15 protein-coding genes are annotated in these 19,418 nt (G+C 26.7%); 7 read left to right on the top strand and 8 right to left on the bottom strand.

Going from position 1 to position 19,418, the window contains the following annotated elements; genetic code table 11:
• Positions 1-8: 8 nt before the first annotated feature.
• From Q0J69_RS02540 to Q0J69_RS02520, 5 genes are read right to left on the bottom strand one after another with little or no spacing between them, the layout of a single operon-like run.
• Positions 9-578, bottom strand: coding sequence for a 4Fe-4S single cluster domain-containing protein (locus Q0J69_RS02540; RefSeq protein ID WP_297204059.1), 570 nt, complete (start codon positions 576-578; stop codon positions 9-11).
• Between the two features lies 1 nt (position 579).
• Positions 580-2,427: an AAA family ATPase gene (locus tag Q0J69_RS02535; protein WP_297204056.1), complete on the bottom strand. Its 1,848-nt coding sequence runs from the start codon at positions 2,425-2,427 to the stop codon at positions 580-582.
• A gap of 12 nt (positions 2,428-2,439) precedes the next feature.
• Positions 2,440-3,579, bottom strand: a complete 1,140-nt coding sequence (locus Q0J69_RS02530; protein WP_297204054.1) for a hypothetical protein — start codon at positions 3,577-3,579, stop codon at positions 2,440-2,442.
• A gap of 17 nt (positions 3,580-3,596) precedes the next feature.
• The gene (locus Q0J69_RS02525) at positions 3,597-6,050 is read right to left on the bottom strand and encodes a PIN domain-containing protein (RefSeq protein WP_297204052.1); all 2,454 of its coding nucleotides are present in this window, start codon (positions 6,048-6,050) and stop codon (positions 3,597-3,599) included.
• Between the two features lie 25 nt (positions 6,051-6,075).
• Positions 6,076-9,162 (bottom strand): AAA domain-containing protein, encoded by a 3,087-nt coding sequence (locus tag Q0J69_RS02520; RefSeq protein WP_297204050.1) that lies wholly within the window; start codon positions 9,160-9,162, stop codon positions 6,076-6,078.
• Positions 9,163-9,169: 7 nt separating this feature from the next.
• Here Q0J69_RS02520 and Q0J69_RS02515 point away from each other — a divergent pair, with 7 nt between their 5' ends.
• Positions 9,170-9,619, top strand: a complete 450-nt coding sequence (locus tag Q0J69_RS02515; protein ID WP_297204048.1) for a hypothetical protein — start codon at positions 9,170-9,172, stop codon at positions 9,617-9,619.
• A gap of 146 nt (positions 9,620-9,765) precedes the next feature.
• On the opposite strand, the gene Q0J69_RS02510 is transcribed toward Q0J69_RS02515, so the two are convergent.
• Both Q0J69_RS02510 and Q0J69_RS02505 read right to left on the bottom strand, forming a co-directional pair.
• Positions 9,766-10,347: a hypothetical protein gene (locus tag Q0J69_RS02510; protein ID WP_297204045.1), complete on the bottom strand. Its 582-nt coding sequence runs from the start codon at positions 10,345-10,347 to the stop codon at positions 9,766-9,768.
• A gap of 342 nt (positions 10,348-10,689) precedes the next feature.
• The gene (locus Q0J69_RS02505) at positions 10,690-11,169 is read right to left on the bottom strand and encodes a hypothetical protein (protein WP_297204042.1); all 480 of its coding nucleotides are present in this window, start codon (positions 11,167-11,169) and stop codon (positions 10,690-10,692) included.
• 313 nt (positions 11,170-11,482) lie between these two features.
• On the opposite strand from Q0J69_RS02505, the gene Q0J69_RS02500 reads away from it, so the two are divergent.
• Both Q0J69_RS02500 and Q0J69_RS02495 read left to right on the top strand, forming a co-directional pair.
• Positions 11,483-15,226 (top strand): DUF2723 domain-containing protein, encoded by a 3,744-nt coding sequence (locus tag Q0J69_RS02500; protein ID WP_297204040.1) that lies wholly within the window; start codon positions 11,483-11,485, stop codon positions 15,224-15,226.
• A 402-nt stretch (positions 15,227-15,628) separates the two neighbouring features.
• A complete protein-coding gene (locus tag Q0J69_RS02495) occupies positions 15,629-15,757 on the top strand; it encodes a hypothetical protein (RefSeq protein ID WP_297204038.1) in 129 nt (42 codons plus the stop codon).
• Positions 15,758-15,802: 45 nt separating this feature from the next.
• Here the strand turns inward: Q0J69_RS02495 and Q0J69_RS02490 are convergent, their stop codons facing one another.
• On the bottom strand, positions 15,803-16,630 hold the full coding sequence (locus tag Q0J69_RS02490; protein WP_297204035.1) for a CAP domain-containing protein: 828 nt from the start codon (positions 16,628-16,630) through the stop codon (positions 15,803-15,805).
• 164 nt (positions 16,631-16,794) lie between these two features.
• On the opposite strand from Q0J69_RS02490, the gene Q0J69_RS02485 reads away from it, so the two are divergent.
• The 4 genes from Q0J69_RS02485 to Q0J69_RS02470 all read left to right on the top strand — a co-directional run bounded on the left by Q0J69_RS02485 (position 16,795) and on the right by Q0J69_RS02470 (position 19,352).
• Positions 16,795-17,415 carry a queuosine precursor transporter gene (locus Q0J69_RS02485; protein ID WP_297204033.1) on the top strand — a complete coding sequence of 207 codons (621 nt, stop codon included), beginning with the start codon at positions 16,795-16,797 and terminating at the stop codon, positions 17,413-17,415.
• Between the two features lie 90 nt (positions 17,416-17,505).
• Positions 17,506-18,480, top strand: coding sequence for a beta-ketoacyl-ACP synthase III (locus Q0J69_RS02480; RefSeq protein ID WP_297204030.1), 975 nt, complete (start codon positions 17,506-17,508; stop codon positions 18,478-18,480).
• Between the two features lie 11 nt (positions 18,481-18,491).
• Entirely contained in the window at positions 18,492-18,911 is a 420-nt protein-coding gene (locus tag Q0J69_RS02475) for a C-GCAxxG-C-C family (seleno)protein (RefSeq protein ID WP_297204028.1), read from the top strand.
• A gap of 24 nt (positions 18,912-18,935) precedes the next feature.
• Positions 18,936-19,352, top strand: a complete 417-nt coding sequence (locus Q0J69_RS02470) for a secondary thiamine-phosphate synthase enzyme YjbQ (RefSeq protein WP_297204025.1) — start codon at positions 18,936-18,938, stop codon at positions 19,350-19,352.
• The last annotated feature ends 66 nt before the right edge of the window (positions 19,353-19,418 follow it).

The raw sequence follows: 19,418 nt of genomic DNA, 5'->3' as shown, positions 1-19,418 counted from the left end.
TTGCAAATTTAATTTGTAGGCCAGCCGTTTATTTTTATGGTATTATTATCTATAATAAATTCAACAGAAATATATCCATTATAATTATCAAAGTCTTTTTGGCTGTATGTATTACTAAAGAAATATATTTTCTGATTAGATGAACCTATAAAGCCCCTATCCTCATCATAAAGCTCATCAATATATTCTCCGTCTATTAATACATCAGTATAATTTAATAATTCCATAGCACCTTCAAAATTACCTGTTTTAATTTCTTCTAAAGTATATCCGCTGAAGAGTATTACAGATAAATTATTTTCTTTGCACCATTTAGATATATAAGCAAGCCCTTTAGACTGAAGTATAGGCTCTCCTCCAAGCAAAGTAATGCCTTCTATATTATACTTTTCTTTACTGCATTGTATCTGCTCTATAATATCATCGCAATTTACTATATGTTTTTTTATAATAGGCTGCATATGAGTATTACAGCAATTTCTGCATCTTTTCATGCAGCCTTGTGTCCATAATGCAAATCTTTTACCTATACCTTCAGATTCTGTACATTCTCTTATACTATTAATATTTAATAACATATTATTCTAATTCAAATTCAAAATCTGCTCTTTTAGGATTAAGCTGAATTATTTTTATAGTCCTTCCCTGAAGAGAATCTATATTTTCAAATACAAAATTAGAAAGCGGATTTACGATTTTACTTTCAAGCACATTTAAAACTCCTCGTCCGCCGTTTTTTATATCAACAGAATTAGATATTGCCAAATATGAACTCTCATCATTTTCAAACTTTATTTCAGCTTTGTATTTTTCTTTAATAAATGTTTCTATAGACTTAAATTTGCCTCTTGCTATATTATTAAGGAAATCAGCACCATCTATAAAGTTAAAAGGCACTATATTATCTCCAACCCTATTTAGAAGTTCTGGTCTTTTTAATTCTTCAACAAAATGTTTTTTTACATGCTCTAAAAACTGCTGATACACTTGTTTTTTATCAGTACTGTAATCTATTTGACTAGCTCCTATATTTGAAGTAAATATTATAACCGATTCTGAAAAAGATACTGTTTCTCCTTTACCGTCAGTTAATCTTCCATCTTCAAGTATTTGTAAAAACTTATCAAGTATTCTTCCATGTGCTTTCTCTATTTCATCAAATAAAAGTACGCAGAAAGGCTTTTCTTTTATAGCATTAGTAAGCTGACCTCCTTCCTCATAGCCTACATATCCAGGAGGAGCCCCTACAAGTCTTTGATCGCTGTGTTCATGATTAAACTCTGACATATCAAATCTTATACATGCTGTTTCATCACCAAATAAAAACTCAGCCAAAGATTTTGCAAGTTCTGTTTTACCAACTCCTGTAGGACCTACAAAAAATAATACTCCTTTAGGCTTTTTTTGCTTTGCTGAATGCTGTATTCCAGAAAAACCTGTAAATGCTCTTATTATTACATCTTTTACTTTTTCTATAGCCTCATCCTGACCTTTTACTCTTAAAGCTAAAGTTTTTTCTATATTAGCTAATTTATTTTTACTTAAATCCTCCCAAGGACTTTTTTTCTCACCGTATTTATATAGATTAATTATTTTATCAGCACTGAGTTTAGGCTCTGTCTGCATTGAAAGCTTCATTATCTGAGCTATATCTTTTAATTTAAATCCTTCCAAAGAATCTATAAAATCATTTCTTCTGTTCTCATCTAAAGGCGGATCTAAATTTATTAAACTTTCATTATTTAATATAAAACTTTCCCTTTCTGGTCTTGCTGGAGAAGGTATATTGATACAACTTACATCAGGATTATTTAAATAGTATGATGAAGGTATTGCTGAAAGTTTATTTGTAATTATGATTATGCATCTTTTTTGTTCTTTAAAATCATTATCAAACATATCATAATTCATAGATTCTCTTAAAGCCTTTCCTATTATGGCAAGCCAATTCCTTTCATTTTCACTTAAAGAAGCATTAGAGCCGAATATATAATCAGAATAATCTATAATAAAACAAATTTTATTATTTGCTTTTGATTTTATCTGCTGAAGTACATAATTAAAAAACTCATCTATATCTTTATATTTAGGTCCTTGATTGTTGTTTTGATTATCTGCCATCTCATCATCATCGCCCAAATCATAAGCATTGCTTGGTGCTTGATTTGTTTTCTCTTCTGCAAATGTCAAATTAGATATTTTTGAAACATCATAATCAATGCCGTCAACTCTATCCCATTTTATAACATTATTAAATTTACTCTCTTCATTTAAGAGTTTAATAATATAATTTGAAATATATTCATACTTTCCAGTTTTTCTGTTTCTTATTATATCAGAAGAATTTCCGCTTAAAATAACAGAGCCTTTTAATTTAGAATCTCTTATAAATCTTTCAATCCATAAATCCATTTTTCTCTCTTCCATAAATAAAGCTCCTTATAATGTTCTTTTATCTGTATTATTAATATCCAAAGCACCTTTAGATATTTTATCAGGGTTTTCCCATAATACTTTTCTATCGGACAATTTTATAGAGTAAATTTCTTCCAAATCTTTATTAAATTTATCTATATCTTTAACGCATGTTAAACCTTCATAATTATCAAAAATATATTCTAATTTTCCATTAAGTCCTACTTTACAAACGGCTCTTTTTCCAGAAGGTTTTTTAGCTATGATTTTTACTATTCCTCCATTATCATCTTTTATGAGTTCTGGTGCTGAAACTTCAAACTCATTTCCTTTTAATGATTTTATTATAGATTTTACAACATCTTTTCTTACTTCTTCTGTTATTCGTATGTCCTCTGTTTCTTTATCTATTATTTCAACATCTTTTACTATGCTCTCAATATTTTCTGAAACATTATCATTATTTAAAGACGCTTTGGCTGCTTCTATCTGTTTTAATAATTTCTCTCTCTTTTCAATATTCTCTTTGTTTTCAATATTTTCTTTTTTTAGATTATCTTCAATATCTTCTATTTTTGTCTGCAATACTCTTTTTTCTCTCTCTTTTTCTTTTTTTGCTCTCCATTCGCCTGCATTTGCATTAGCTTCATCTATAATATTTTTTACTCTGCTTTCTATTTTTTTACTATAAACATTCATCTCACTGTCTGTAACGCCTTCATCATTTAATAATTCATTTCTTAAATTATCAAATTTATCTCTGGCAAAATCAATTAAAATAATATCATCTATACTCATTATAGTTTTATTGAAATAATCCAAAACAGCTTGTTTATTTTTATTTTTTTGCTCTTTTATTATTCTTTCTTCTTCTCTTTTTCTGATTAATGCCTCATTTCTTAAATAATTTATATCAGATTCTACTCTGTAACTTAAATCTCTTGCTGAAAAAGGATTTGAACTAACAATTCTTTCTATATTTTGAATTTCTATGTTTATATTTTGTAAGGATACATATTTATTAAGTCCTTCATTAATAATATTTTGTACAGACTGTCTATGTCTTGCAATAGCATTCATTACATCTCTTTTAGCATTCTCTCTTGCTATTTGCTCTTGTCTTCTTCTTTCTAGTTCATAATAGTATTGATCATTATGGCTCATAACAATACCCCCTAATATTATTTTTTATTATTATTACTATCTTTTTGATTTGAATCTTTCTTATTCAAATTATTATTTTTAAAATCTTCTAAAGAAATATATTTTATACTCTGAGAATCAGCTTTAACTTTTAAATTATTATCATCTGTTATAAGAACAACATCTTTAGCTAAAAACTTCATTGCAGCGGCTAATATTTTATTATCATTTTTATTTTTATCAAAACCTTCTGGAAGTATGCTGTTGTCATAATCTTCTTTTCTTATATTTGCTTTATTATTATTAGCTTCTATATTTCTTATAGCTTCTCTAGCTTTAAATTTCATATCTTCATCTGACTTCTCTTTTAATTTATCTAATTCTTCTATAACTGTAATTGGTATTATTAAAAGAGTTTTACTATCTATATAATCAAATATTTTAGGTTCATTCAAAAGAACATTAGTATCAACAGCATAAACTTTAGTAAAATTATTTATTGATTTATCATTAAGTTTATAAACTGCTGACTTTATACTCTCCAATGCTGCATTTATTATACCATTATTTTTAAAGTCTTCTTCTGTAATTTCAAGTTTTGATGATATATCTTTTAATATTTTATCTATATTATTTAAATTATTGAGTATTTTATCCTTATCTTTAGAGGTTTTATAGTATTCTATTATTTTAGGACTTAAAGATGAAGCTGATATATTATTATAAATATCTCCTATTTTTAATTTTAAACTTTCTTCTATACTTTTTATATTATTAGCAAAACTATTAATAGATTTTTCTATAGATGAAAACTCTTCAAATCTGTATTTAGTATCAGACATATATTTTTTCATCATATCAATAAATGCATTCTGATATAAGTTTTTAGATACACTGTCAATATCTTTAATTTCTGCCTTTATATGTTTTAGATAATCAAATAAAGTATTTAAATCATTATAATCTAAAGACTTTATATTATTTCTTTTAATAATACTTAAATATAATTTTGAAATTGAATTATTATCAAGTGTTTTACTATTAACTATAGGCATCAAATACGCTATTAATAAGTTTATAGTTTTTGTATCATTAACTTTTTTATTGTTTGAAAGTATATGATTAAGAATATTTTTAGCCTGATTATCATCTAATTTTAACGCTTTAGCATTATTAATAATATCTGATATAAAGTTTAAAGCATCATCAAAGTTTTCTATTATATTAAACAAATACAAAACATTATTTCTGAATGCTTCAATTCCTCCTATAATTAAAGATATCAATAATATCCTTGCATCTTTTATCTGGTATTTATTTATTAACTCTGAAACAATTTCATTAAAATCAATTTGATGAGAAATAGAATATCCTAAACTAATAACACCATCTCCGAAATCATTATGAACTCTGAAATTTGATATACATACATTAGTTTTATCTTTGTTTAATGCTATACAATTTTTTAATATCATATCATCTTCAATATATAAAGTCATTTTTTTATCTTTTATATCTATAGAAAAATCATCGCTTCCGAATACCAATAAAAGATTAGAACTTATTTTTATTTCATCTTGATAAAGTTTTTTATTTACTATAACAAAATCTTTACTGCCTAATATATTTTTTAATTTTTCATCAATTTTTGAAGTTTCATATATATTAAGTATTTTAGAGAAATTATTGTAATTAAAATCATATAAGTCTAAATCATCATCATAATTGTTTTGTAATGTTTCTACACTATCTATATTTTCTATTAGTAATTTATTAAAATCATCATCATTTTTTTTATCTTTTAATTCTATTTTGCCGTCTTCAAGTAAATTTATTCTGTCATTAAAATTTCTCCAAAGAACCTGAATATCGCCTCTATCAATATCCCTTATTTCTGATGTAGGCTGAAGCCAAGAGAATTTATTTTTATTTTTTAATTCTTCTAATATTGATTTAGCTTTATTAAAATCAAATATATATTCATCATCATCATCGTCATCTTCTTCGTCATCATCGTCATATTCTACCAATTTTATACCTTTTGGAGAATTATCAAATTTAAGTTTATCATCATATAATTCAAATATATTTTCACTTATATCATAAATAAAAGAAACAATGTCCTCTGCTTCTTTTCCCGGTATTAATCCTTTTGCCTGAAGTTCTTTTCCTGAATCTGTAAGCCTTATTTGAGATAAAGAAATACTGCTTAAAGATGTATTTTCGTTTATATAAAAATCGCTTTCTAAAGCTCTTAAATTAATTAATTCTATAATAGAAGGCAGTACCAAAGAATCTGTATCAGGTATAAAAAGCATATTCTCGAGTATTGTTTTAATAGATATAGAGCCATATTCATTATCATTACTATATCTGTTTATTAATTCTAATATAACCCATTCTATAGCAATAGATTTTCTTGATGTAAAATGGTATACAATAGAATCATATTTAATATAAGGCTTAGAAAAAGATATTGATGATATTTCCATAAATTATTTCCTCTATATTTATTATCTATCTTTTAGAACTGCTGTTATATTCATTTAATATTGTATTTGCTCTTTTATAATCTATTACAGTATCGCTTTCAAAAATGCAGGCATTTATGTTTAAATATTCAAGGATTTCTTTATATACTTTTCTTTTTGTTATTCCTTTTCTATTCATATTAGGAAGTTCAACATCTAATTTTTCATACATATTTTTTGCCCCTACTACTATTAAAGCATTCTGTGCCCTTGAAAAAGCAACATTTACCCTTTCAAAAGCAGTAATATGTTTAGATTTTGATTTTCCAGTTTGCGGATTTCTTACTAAACTTACTATTACTATTTCTTTTTCTTTACCCTGAAATCTGTCAACAGTATTAATATCTATATTTATAGCAGAAAAATCAAATTTCCTTCTTTCATTTTTTAACATAGCTCTTATTTTATTAACCTGAAGCTGATATAAACTTATAACACCAACCTGAACTTTTTCTTCTAAATTCAATTTTTTATATTCTGAAGCTATTTGCTTTAATAACTCTATCACTATATATGCTTCAAGTACATTATGAATAGAGGTGCTTGTCTGAGTTGTTGATTCATATATAGGCTTTCTTTGATTTTGAGATAATTTTATTTCGGAAGAATCTATCCAATATGCATGCCTATCTCTTTTAATAAATGAAAGTCCGTTTGTTCTTTTTATTTCTAATTGATGATCTTTAGCTGTACCTTCTTTATCTTTAGGAATACCAGCATTCAATCTGTTTTCATAGAATCTGTTTATTATTTCCATAATATCGCTATGCATTCTAAACTGTGTTAATAATGAATGCTTTATTTCTTGAGGAGCCTGCTCAAAATAAGTTTTAAATATTGAAGAGGTTACCATATTCTCATATTTATTAAAATTTTCTTCTGTAAGAATGCTTTTTACTTGTCTGTTTTCATCAGTATCTTCTATAGTGTCAATAATCTCTTTATACGATTTTTCATATTCTCCGAAAAGAGGAGGAAGCTGTCTATGGTCGCCTACAAGTATTACTTTTTTTGCCCTAAGCATAGGCATTAACAATTCAGGCGGTGTAGCTTTACTTACCTCATCTATTATAACAACATCAAATGCATTAAAGCCTTTATCTTCTAATGTTTTTATATTTTCTGTGCATGACATACCTACTACATTACATGAGTTTATATATGTATCTTTAAAATATTCATTTTCATAATTAATATCTACATGTTCTAATCTTTCATTAAAATCTTTTATAAAAGAACCAAATTTATCTCTAAACTCTTTTTGATTTTCTAAAATATTTTTAGCTTCATCTCTTTTTGAGGATAACAAATTATATATTTCATTATTGGGAGTATCTTCAGCAATATTAGTTTCTCTTTTTATATTTCTTATTCTTTTATAGTCTTCATTTAAGCTGTTTCTTAAATTTTCCTCTTCTTTATCTATTGTCTTTATTCTTCCCTGTGCTGTTTTTAATTGATTCTCAATTTCTTTTACGTCTTCTGCTTTTAATGAATCTTTATAATTATTGGAATATTCTTCTATATTATTAAATACATTTTTTATTTTCTCTATTTTTGAAACATTTTTATCTATATATTCTTTTATAATATTAGTATTTTTAGTATCATTATATTCTTTTATTATACTTTCATCTAATAATGCTTTATATGTTTCTTTCAATTCAAAACTATTGTTTTTTAATTGAGATATCTCTTTTTTAATTTTCCTAAACTCTTTTGAAAGTTTATCATAATCATCATCAGATATATCAGCATCATTCATTTTATCTTTTATCTCATTCATTTGTCTTTCTAAAAGTATACTTTCAGGAGATTTTTCAATACCGCTGGAAGATGCTATATTTTCTTTTAATTCATAAAAATAATTAATATTTTTATATATTTCTTTTACGCCTTTTGTAAGTATATCTTCTGACATATTATCATTAATATTAATAGAATCTATTTTTATATTCTCTAAAGAATAAAGTTTATCATTTATATTATTTAATATTAAGTTAATATAATCTTTAGGAAGTACAAAGTCTGTATCATTATTTTCTTTTATAAATTTATTAAAAAGATTAATTTGATGTTTTATTCTGTTTAAATCATTATTTTTATTTTTTACATTATTAATCTTCTCATTAATATCATTTATCTGATTATTCAGTCTATCCTTTTCTTCATTCAAATTAGTTAATTGCTTTTTATGCTGTTCTATTCTTGAAGTATACTGATTAATATCTCTTAAATATAAATCCAAATTATTTACAAGTTTCTCGCTTGCTTCCCATTTATTTAAGTATTCATTTTTTAATTTGTCAGATATATTTTTAAAGAAAAAACTTAATACTTTGTTTTCAGTCATGTGAGCTATATCATCTGTGCTTTTTTGAGCATTAAGTCTTATAGCCCTTATAATAGGCTCTTTTGCTAGTCTTTCTAATGCATTATCAACCGCTAAGTTTGTCTGAGAAGCTATTAATACTCTCTCCCCTCTTAAAGCAAATTGATATATTGCCTCAGCTATAACTGTAGTTTTTCCTGTACCCGGAGGTCCCTGTATAAGACAAACATCTTTAGCGGCAAGCATTTTTCTTACAGCAATATTTTGTTCTCTGTTATTTTCTATTGATTTATTTAGCCATTTATCTATTTTTACACTATTAATATTTGGTCTTTCTGCCTTTGAAATATCAAAAAGCCATAATGCCAGATTAGGACAGTATCCCTCATCTCTTTCCAGACTTGCTATTGATTCTCTAAGTCTTCTTATCAATACAAAATCACCTACTGCAGATAATGCTATAAAACCGTCATCATTAAAATATTTAAATATATTGTCATAAACATACTGCCTTATTTCTTCTTTTGATAAATCTCTGTCTTTTATATCATCTAAAGTATCTTCATCTAATTCAAATGCCATCTCTATAAAATAAGGATTATTAGAAACGGCTTCTATATCTTCTTTAAAATTTTCAGGTACTTTAAAATCAATTCCTTTTTCTTTTTTATTTTGTAACTGCTTATTTAATTCTTCTACTTCCTTTTCTGAAGGTTTAGATGACATTTCTTTTATTATCATAGAGAACTTGCCCAAACTAATAGCATTTTTTGGAGTATCAGGATTTTTTATAATAAAATACATTGAAAATACTTATGAATATATATTTATAGCCATTGGTGTTATAACGGCATTATTCAATTTAAATGAAGATAATATAAAAAAGACATTAATTGCTGCTTTTGTATTTTTTCTTATACTTTTATATGCATCATTTTTTAATGCCCCTAAAACTATAAATGATACAGCTATGAACAATCAAAACATTACAAATAATTATACTAATGATTTAAAATCAACTTTATCTGCTAAAAAAAATATTGCTGACTTATTATTAGGATATAACAATCTTTTTGCTTCGGTTTTATTCGGGGATATTACATTAAAAGAGTATATAATTATAGGATTAATTTTCATCTTATTTACAATTGTAATTATTTATATAATTAAAAGAATTGAAAAGAGAAAATCAAAATAGATATAAGGAGAAAATATAATTTCTTAATTTTGTATAGCTAATAAATTTTATTAACTTCTATATTTTATAATTTTTTATGCACACACAAAAATGAATCTCACAAGATTTTCTGCATCAGTTATACAAGCATTAATTTATTATGATTATTAATTATTTTTTTTATTATCTTTAGATCTAAGGTATTTACTAATTAATAATCCTATAAATGATATTATACCGCCGCAAAAGAAAGCTGATAATTCTAATATGCTTTCTGTACTTCCATCCATATTAAATATAGCCAAGTTTTCATGTATTTTATAAATAATAACCGAACTTATTACAAGAATTACTGCAAGTAGAATAATATAAAATTTATAAGAGGTGTTTTTAAAAAATAGTATCTCCATTAAAACACCTATAATAGCACATCCAATCGTAAATATTATTATTAATCTCACATATAAATCTTTTGAATCCTCTTCAAAATCTACATTAGGATGCTCTCTATCTCTCCATCTGAGGTAGCTGCGGCGAATTTCTTTAATTTCTATACTATTATTAAAATCATAACCATTTTCTAAAATAATATCATTATCACTTACTATATAGTTACCATTATAAATAATGTTTTCTTCAATTTCTTCTATTACATTCACATTATATACATTATAATTATGTTTTGTCATTTCAGTATAGAATATAAAAGAAATAATAATTAATACAACCGCTAATATACTAATCTTCATATAAACCTCTTTAAAAAAATGCTTAAGCAAATAATACATTTTTATCATAAATTGATTTTTATTTCAAGTTATTTGTTAGTACCTAGATAGTGTATTAATAAAATAATATTAACGCACGGTAAATGAAGCCTTAAAATAAAGTATTTTAATAATTCTAATTTTACTATTTTTTTAAATCAGTTAATCGTGCGGTTAGTAAATTTTTTAATTCTAAATAAATCTTGGGCGGGTGCTAAAAACTTAATATAAACTTTTAAATCTAAATAAAGTTTGATAGAAAAAGAGATTAACAATTCTTAAAGGGCGGGGAATTAGAATAAAATTTAAACAAATATATTATTTTTATTTAAATAATAATCTTCCCAATACAAAGCCTATTATAAAACCTATAGGTAAAGATAAATACTCTAATATGTTTTTTATATTCTCATAATTTATAAAAATAATTATCCCTGTAATTATAACAGATAAAATGAGTATTATTTTGGCAGTAATTAATTCTTTTTTAGAAAATTTATTTTTTGATAATAATATAAGACTAAGTAAAAAACCTATGATCAGAGAACCTATAAACATAATAAATACTCTATCTTCTTCAAGGTCAAGATCAACATCTCTGTATCTTCTTATGTTTTGATACTTAATATCAGAGTCTGTATTATAATTATTTTCTATAATATAGTTATTTTCTATATAGTTTAATTTATGAATATTGTTTTCTAAGTTTTTATTATTATTTTTTATCAAATCATTATAAAATATGTAAGAAATTATAATGAATATTAGTATAATAGTTAATTTATTTTGTTTTACAAATTTCATTTTATTTCCAAAATATGCCTTATCAATATAATTATACTATAATTTAAAACTTATTTTATTTCAATACAAAATAAGTTTTACATTCTTGAATAATAAGCGATTTTATTATATAATAGTAATTTCTGTAGTTGAATTATTTAAAAAATTATATTATTATGTAAAGTTATATAAACTAATAGATAATAAGTATTTGCACTTTTTGGTACTTTTTGCGGCGGGAAAAAGTACAAAATAACTTCATTGCCGCATATATCCAAAATACAACAATCGAAAACTATTAAATATATAATAAAATAATAAGAGGAAATAATTAATGGCAAAACTTTCTCATCTGGAAAAAGAGTATATCAAAGCTAATTATAAAAATAAAAGCATTGATGAGCTTGCAAAAAAGCTGGAAAAAGACAGAGAGTTAATAGAAGAATATATTAATAATCTGCAAAGTAATAAAAAAAGCAATACAAAAGTTAATAAGAAGGAAAAAGCAAATAGCAGAAACGAAAGCAGAGGAAATATAATCTCCAAACTGTTTTCTAAAAAAGATAATCAAGAGCCTATTTTTAAAAGATATGAAATAAAACCATATCATCTTTCAAAAATAGATGCTGTATTTGCCGCTGTTTCTTTTCTTTTCACATTCTTTTTGTATTTGTTTACACTTACTCCTTCGCTTTCTGCAGGAGATAACGGAGAGCTTACAACTGCCGCTTACTTTTTGGGTGTAGGTCATGCCCCTGGATATCCTTTCTATACATTAATGTCCAAATTATTTACTTATATACCTATAGGAAATATAGCTTGGAGAACAAATTTGTTTTCTGGTACTTGTGCCGCATTTGCAATGATTTTCTTCTATCTTATTATGGTAAAAGTATTAGGGCAAAACAGGATAGAAAGAGGATTTTCTCCAATAGTTCATATACCAGCTTTACTTTCAAGTGTTGCCTTTGCTATATCTGATAATATGTGGGCTCAGGCTACAATGGCTGAGGTTTACAGCTTAAATATACTTCAAATAGCCTCTATGCTTTTAATATTAGTTTATTGGCTTGAAAATGTATGGAAGCATGCAGATGATGATGTTCCATATTACGGAAGCAAACATCTAATGGCTTTCGGATTCCTTTACGGAGTAGCACTTGCTAATCACCATGTAACTTTGCCTTTCGCTTTTGCTCCGCTTTTGTTTATAGCTATAGTATTATTTTTGGTGCATAAAGACAGATATATCAATAATATAGAAACTTCTTTTATATCAATATTTGTATTTTTAGTACTCTTATTTATAGGAGGATTTGGTTATTACAGATTTATTATGAATTATGAAGCTTATTTATACTTCCCTCCTGGAGTAGCTTCTAATGATTCAATATTTTCTATAATATTTAAGCCTTTCGCTGATATGGATATATTAAGCGACATATTTACAGCTCTTGCAAATGGTTCTTATTTAAGACCTGATATGCTTGTGAATTTAAAAGCTCCTACATACCCTACTCTTTATAAAGGAATGTTTTTAGTATTCTGGCCTTTATTCTTAGTTGTAGTTTGGTGTTTAGTTTATAGATACTTCTTATGCAAAATAGATAAATTTAATAATGACAATGACTTTATAACAGGAATATCAATAGTTTATTATAAAATGCTTTTAATGCTTGCAGTTGGCGTTATGATATATGCCTACATGCCTATAAGAGCAAGAGCTTTGCCTCCTCTAAACTGGGGACAATTAAATGAACCTTCAGGATGGGAGAATTTAAGCTACTTATTTAGTATGATACATAGAAAGCAGTATGGAGCTTCTGGAAATGATGTTGCAGCTGCATTCATACTTCATCCAGAACAGGTTAGTGCATTAATAAATATATTCAAAACTCAATTAACAGCTTTGGGACTTTTATTCTTAATACCTGGATTATTTCAAATATTTAAGAAAAATAAATTTATAGGTATATTCTCAGTATTCGGACTTTTAAGTTTTGCCGTATCGCTCATGGCATATACTAATCCTCCTCCAAGTGTAAGAACTTTATCATTTGTAGAAGTATTTTTCTTGCCTGCTACTTTATATATGATTGTGATAGTTGGATTCGGTATTCAGTGGTATATGGAATACTTTAATACTAATATAAAAAATGTATTGAAGCCTGCTAAAGAAGAGAGTGCCGATACTAAATTAAAGCCTTATCATGCAATATCGCTTATAGCAATATTTGCGATAATGATACCTATATTTGTTATGAATCTAAGCCGTAATAATAACTCAAAAGATTACAGCAACCATGACTATTCATACAATATGATGAACTCTCTTCCTGATAATGCAATATTTGCTACAGAGGGAGGCGATAACCAAGTATTCGGACTTGTATATTACACTATGGTTGAAAGAAGAAGACCAGATTTAAAAATATATGACCAAAAGGGTAATGTATTTGAAAGGATATATGGAAACCTTATGAAAACTGACGGCAGATGGCTTGGAGATATAAGCGATGCTGTTGATAAAGATTTTATAGATTCTGGCAGACCTTATTATATGGCTTGGAGGCGTGACGGACTTTACAGATTAGGAGATTATTACTTTAAGGCTTACGGATTAGTATTTAAAGTACAGCCTATAAAATATGCTTTAGTTGATGAATTAGAGTTCTTTAAAGTTCTTACAGTTAATGATTATAAAAATATAGCATTTGAACATTTAAAAAGGGATTATGAGAATGAAAAAGTTGCCGCTGATTTAAATGCTTTACTAGATGAGGGATTAATTTCTGTTGAAAGAAAGAATATTTATAATGGTAATGAAGAGATAACATTTGTGAAAATGTATGAACTTCCTTTCCCTCAATTTAAAACAGAAGAAGATTACTGGAACAGCTACACTATGCAGGGAACTGCTGAAGAGATTTCTCATTATGATTTTCTTACAAGAGAAATATTTGTAAGTTCTTATTCCCTTGCCAAAATAGATATGTACAATAGAAAAATAAAAATGTACCAAAAATTATTAGGCTTTATAGGAAACGGAGATACTGCCAAAAATGGAATAACCAGAGCGGAAGCTAATCAAAAAATAGAAGAGTTTAAAAACTTAAAAAGAGAAGAAGAAGAGAGAATGCTTACAATAGGCTTTGATATGTCCAATGTTTATTTTGCTGTGGGCAATCAGGCTATTATGGATAATGATTATGAAAGAGCTGCTTTGATGTTTGAAGAGCTTATCAAATTAGAAAAACTTATTTATCCTGCATACTTCAATTTAGCTGCTTCTTATGAATATTTAGCACGTTCAAAAGATACTCCTTATGAGAAAGAGGCAGTATATTTGAATAAAGCTAAAGATGTACTTGTCAGAGCAGAAAAAACTTTCCATAGAGGAAAAGATATGGGAGATGCTGCAAGAGAACAGAATCAAACCTATCAGCAGATAAAACAATTTATGGCTAGAATAGATGCTCAGCTTCAAACTACAAGACAGCAGGCAGATAATCTTAAAGAGCAGGCTATGAAAGAAGATTCTTTTGAAAGCTATTCTTCTTATGCCAATTATATATATCAAAACAGACAGGATATAGAAGAAACTTTATGGGCTAAACTTGAAGCCAAAAAAAGAGCAAGAAGCAGAGATCATTTAATAGGTGTTAATAAAGATATATCCATACTTTATGCTAATATAGGAGATACAGCAAACTCCATTAATACATTGAATGAAACTTTAAGAATGCCTGATCTTACAAAAGAAGAAAGAACAGGGCTTGAATTTGATTTGGCTAATATTTATCTTAATAATAAAATGTATGATGAAGCTGTATATACTTATTCAAAATATACCAATGACTTAACACAGGATGGAGCTTTTGCACTATATGCTATAGGTCATATATATATAGAGCAGAATAAAATTATAGAAGCATTAAATGTATATAATGACTTCAAAAAAAGAATGTCGCCTTTAGCTTCAACTAATGAGGTTATATCCAATTTAGATAAGGATGTTGAAAGCAGAAGAGTTCAGATAATGCAGTATATAGGAACGGTAGGAGTTCCTAATCAATAATATAAATAGACAATGAATAAAAGGCTTACTATTCTATTTAGTAAGCCTTTTTTATTAAATTAAAAAATTTACTTTAATGAAAAGAAAATGAATTATATATTGTTTATTTTATAGATATATAAAATATAATAAACACTATAAACTCAAAATAAAGGAGTATCATTATGAATAACAATCAATGGTTTTTATTTTCTGGAATAGAACATAAAGAAATAAAAACAGCATCATATTGTTTAGATTATCTTACTTGGGATAATACTAACTGGACTGCTATTTTTTCATGACGGATATTTTGTCCATTATAGAAATGGTGATAAAAATAATTGTCATACTGAAGATTTTTTATATTATAAAGATATAAATTATAATAACTTCAGATTGGATATAAAAGGTGATAAAATATTGATATCCCCAAATGGTGATATATCTAAGTCTAGAGAGGTTGATGCAATAGAATACATCGGATGGGATAGAAAAAAATGGAGAGCTGAATTGCTTAAACTTATAAACCATTTACATCCTGATCTGTAATTATGATTGTTTTAGGCTTGCTGTTATGATATAATAGCGAGCCTTTTAATTTGTAAATATCTGAACCCAATACAAAGTATTATTATATTCAAATACTCCTACACCTATTTTTCCAAATTTGCCGTTTAATATATTTGCCCTATGACCTGGGGAATTAAGCCAAGATTTCATTACATCATCTGCATCTGCCTGTCCATTAGCAATATTTTCTCCAGCGGTAGTGTATTCAACTTTATAATCTTTTAAAACTGTTATGAAAGAAGTATTATTAGGTCTTGTATGAGAGAATAATTTTATAAGTTCTTCAGCCCTTTTCTGTGCAGCCTCGCTCAATTTTGAATCAAGTATAAGCGAAGAAGAAACTCTATTATCTTTTCTAGCAATATTAGCAAGCTCTGTAACCCTTTTTCTCTCCTTATCTATATCTAATTTTTCTCTTGTTATATCATTATTTCTTGATGCAACATACATCATCACCCAGTATTTTTTTCCATTATTTTCATAAACACCAACAGCCGCATGCGTGAAAGTTTTGCTTAATATAAGACTTCTATTATTTTTCAATACCTGATTAAATATATCATTAACATTCATATTAGCTATTATAGAGTTCTCAGAATATGAAGAAAATTGTATATTATTATCTTTCAATGCCGTAGATTTACCAACTCCATTTGCTATTTCTCTAACCCTTTGATTAGCAGCATTTTGAAGACTATTCTCTGTTTTATATTCTGTAAGTCCTGCTTTTTTTCTCTCTTCATTTATCATCTTCAATATTTCATCTGCCTCATTATTATTCTGAGAATATGCCTGATGAATACATATTATTAAATTAAATACTATTATAAATAATACATTGTATGATTTCATATTTAATCCCCCAAAAGATAATATAATGCTATATTTTTAAGTATATCATAATCATATTTAATTGAAAGTTAAAAAATATAGATAAAGGGTAAAAAATAATAGACTAAAATCACTTTTTAGTATATTATATAGCTTCTTAATACAAAAAATTACGGATTGAAATTATGGAAAACGAAGAATACAAAATATCATTTATAACTATATTGGTAATTTGTTCATATATAGCTTGTCAAATGATATCAAATATAGCCAGTGTAAAAATAGCAAATGTATTAACTTTGGCTGTAGACGGAGGAACATTTTTATACCCATTAGCTTTTACAATAAGAGATATGGCCCATAAAACAATAGGTAAAAAAAACACTCAAAAACTTATAATAATTTCTGCTATCATAAATATTTTCTCACCTATATATTTCTATATAGTTTCTCAAATACCTGCAGATGCAAGCTGGGAATTTAATGAGGCTTTTAAAGCAACATTAAGCCCCGTACTTAGAATATCAATAGCTTCTATATTAGGTTCCACTTTATCAGAACTTGTTGATACAGAAATATACCATCTATTTGTTACAAAAATTACAAAAAAATACCAATGGCTTAGGGTATTAATAAGCAATGCATTCAGCATACCTGTGGATAATTTGGTTTTTGTACTTATAGCATTCTGGGGTGCTTTGCCTTTTGATGCTTTGGTTGGAATATTTATATTTAATTTTGTTGTAAAATATGCTGTTACTGTAATAAGCGTACCTATGATTTATTTAGTAAAAGATAAGAATTAACTATAACAAAAAATACTATTGACATAAAATGATATAATTGTTATCTTTTGACATTAATGCAATAAAATAAATGAATGAGAGTGAAAAAATATGAAGGCTAATATAAAATATTTATCATCGTATTTACCTAAAAACGTACTTACTAATTATGACTTAGAGAAAACATTGGATACAAATAATGACTGGATAGTCAGCAGAACTGGTATTGAGGAGAGAAGAATTGCTGACAAAAATGAGAGTTCTGGTGATATGGCAATAAAATCTGTAGAGAATTTAAAAGAAAAGGGAGCTGTTATAGAGGATGCTGATGCAATAATTGTAGCTACTTCAACTAAATCATATACTTTTCCTTCTACGGCAGGACTTATTCAAAAGGCATTTAATATAAAAAATTCATGTCTTGCATTCGATATATCGGCTGCATGTTCAGGATATATATATGCATTGAACACAGCTGCTTCATTAATAGAAAGCGGAGAATGTAAAAAGGTTTTAATTGTTGCTGCTGAGAAATGCTCTGATATACTTAATTGGGATGACAGAGGAACAGCAATACTTTTCGGAGATGGAGTAAGTGCTGCTTTATTAGAGGCGGAAGATACTAATAAAGGGATTATATCTACTGATATAGGTGCTGAATCAAATGATGAAATACTTATAGTTAAAGGAGGTGGCAGCGTTTCACCTATTACTGAAGAAAATGTTGAAAATAAAACCAATACCATACAAATGGCAGGAACTGAAGTATTTAAAAAGGCTGTAAAAACATTTGATGATACTATAAATAAAACTGTAAAAAATGCTGATTTAGAATTAAAAGATTTATCATTGATAATAACTCATCAGGCTAATACAAGAATAATGAATGCTGTTGCTAAAAATTTGGGATTAGGCGATGATAAGTTCTATGTTAATATACAAAAATACGGCAACACATCTGCTGCAAGTGTAGGAATAGCATTTACAGAAGCATTTGAATCAGGAACTATAAAAAGCGGAGATTATGTACTTCTAACTGCATTCGGTGCTGGTCTTACTTGGGGATCTACACTAATTAAATTTTAGGAGTTTTTATTATGACATTATATGAATATTTATCTTCAGGATTCGGTAAAGCAGAAGATTTAAATTGTGCTGAAAAAATGCTTTATGGTGCAAATGATGTATACAATTTAGGAATAAATAGAAATGACTTAAAATTAGCCGCAGGGTTTGGAGGAGGAATGGCTGTTGGAATAACATGCGGAATATTAACTGGCGGAATAATGGCTTTATCTAAGGCATTCATAAAAGAAAAAGGACATGAGGGAACACTTTTAAAAGAGATTGAGGCTGAATTTATAAATACTTTTAACAATAAGATGAAAAGTATTAACTGCGATACTTTAGTTGAAAAATACAGACATCCTGAAAACGGATGCAGCTACTTAATATTTGAAGCAGCCAAAATATTCGATGATTTAATGGAAAAATATAAGGATTATAGAAAAATATAAAAATCATTTAATTGGAGAATAATTATGAAATCTTATAGAAAAGTATTAGAGATTAATTATCCTAAAAGAAGAGGCTATATTAATATAACTCCAGAGGTTCAGAAATGTTTAGATGAAAGCGGCATAAAAGAGGGGTTAGTTTTATGCAATGCCATGAATATTACGGCAAGCGTATTTATAAATGATGATGAAAATGGTCTTCATAATGATTTTGAAGTTTGGCTTGAAAAATTAGCTCCTGAAAAACCTCATAGTCAGTACAAGCATAATGGTTTTGAAGATAATGCTGATGCTCACATGAAAAGGCAGATTATGGGAAGAGAGGTTGTAGTTGCTGTTACAGATGGAAAACTTGATTTCGGAACTTGGGAGCAGATATTTTATGGAGAATATGATGGAAAAAGATTAAAAAGAGTGTTAATAAAAATAATAGGCGAGTAATTTAAAATTATAAACAATAAAAAACAATGAGATTTTTTATATCCCATTGTTTTTTATTAAACTTAT

This window comes from uncultured Brachyspira sp. (assembly GCF_944388875.1).
In the GTDB taxonomy this organism is placed as follows: Bacteria; Spirochaetota; Brachyspiria; order Brachyspirales; family Brachyspiraceae; genus Brachyspira.
The sequence above is the reverse complement of the archived record's forward strand: the minus strand, read 5'-3'. Positions and strand labels throughout refer to the sequence as shown.

What these genes read in the sequence shown, in the direction of transcription:
- Q0J69_RS02510 (WP_297204045.1), bottom strand. Translation starts at nt 10,347, where the DNA reads ATGAAGATTAGTATATTAGCGGTTGTATTAATTATTATTTCTTTTATA.
- Q0J69_RS02540 (WP_297204059.1), bottom strand. Translation starts at nt 578, where the DNA reads ATGTTATTAAATATTAATAGTATAAGAGAATGTACAGAATCTGAAGGT.
- Q0J69_RS02525 (WP_297204052.1), bottom strand. Translation starts at nt 6,050, where the DNA reads ATGGAAATATCATCAATATCTTTTTCTAAGCCTTATATTAAATATGAT.
- Q0J69_RS02530 (WP_297204054.1), bottom strand. Translation starts at nt 3,579, where the DNA reads ATGAGCCATAATGATCAATACTATTATGAACTAGAAAGAAGAAGACAA.
- Q0J69_RS02470 (WP_297204025.1), top strand. Translation starts at nt 18,936, where the DNA reads ATGAAATCTTATAGAAAAGTATTAGAGATTAATTATCCTAAAAGAAGA.
- Q0J69_RS02480 (WP_297204030.1), top strand. Translation starts at nt 17,506, where the DNA reads ATGAAGGCTAATATAAAATATTTATCATCGTATTTACCTAAAAACGTA.
- Q0J69_RS02475 (WP_297204028.1), top strand. Translation starts at nt 18,492, where the DNA reads ATGACATTATATGAATATTTATCTTCAGGATTCGGTAAAGCAGAAGAT.
- Q0J69_RS02535 (WP_297204056.1), bottom strand. Translation starts at nt 2,427, where the DNA reads ATGGAAGAGAGAAAAATGGATTTATGGATTGAAAGATTTATAAGAGAT.
- Q0J69_RS02500 (WP_297204040.1), top strand. Translation starts at nt 11,483, where the DNA reads ATGGCAAAACTTTCTCATCTGGAAAAAGAGTATATCAAAGCTAATTAT.
- Q0J69_RS02520 (WP_297204050.1), bottom strand. Translation starts at nt 9,162, where the DNA reads ATGATAATAAAAGAAATGTCATCTAAACCTTCAGAAAAGGAAGTAGAA.
- Q0J69_RS02505 (WP_297204042.1), bottom strand. Translation starts at nt 11,169, where the DNA reads ATGAAATTTGTAAAACAAAATAAATTAACTATTATACTAATATTCATT.
- Q0J69_RS02485 (WP_297204033.1), top strand. Translation starts at nt 16,795, where the DNA reads ATGGAAAACGAAGAATACAAAATATCATTTATAACTATATTGGTAATT.
- Q0J69_RS02490 (WP_297204035.1), bottom strand. Translation starts at nt 16,630, where the DNA reads ATGAAATCATACAATGTATTATTTATAATAGTATTTAATTTAATAATA.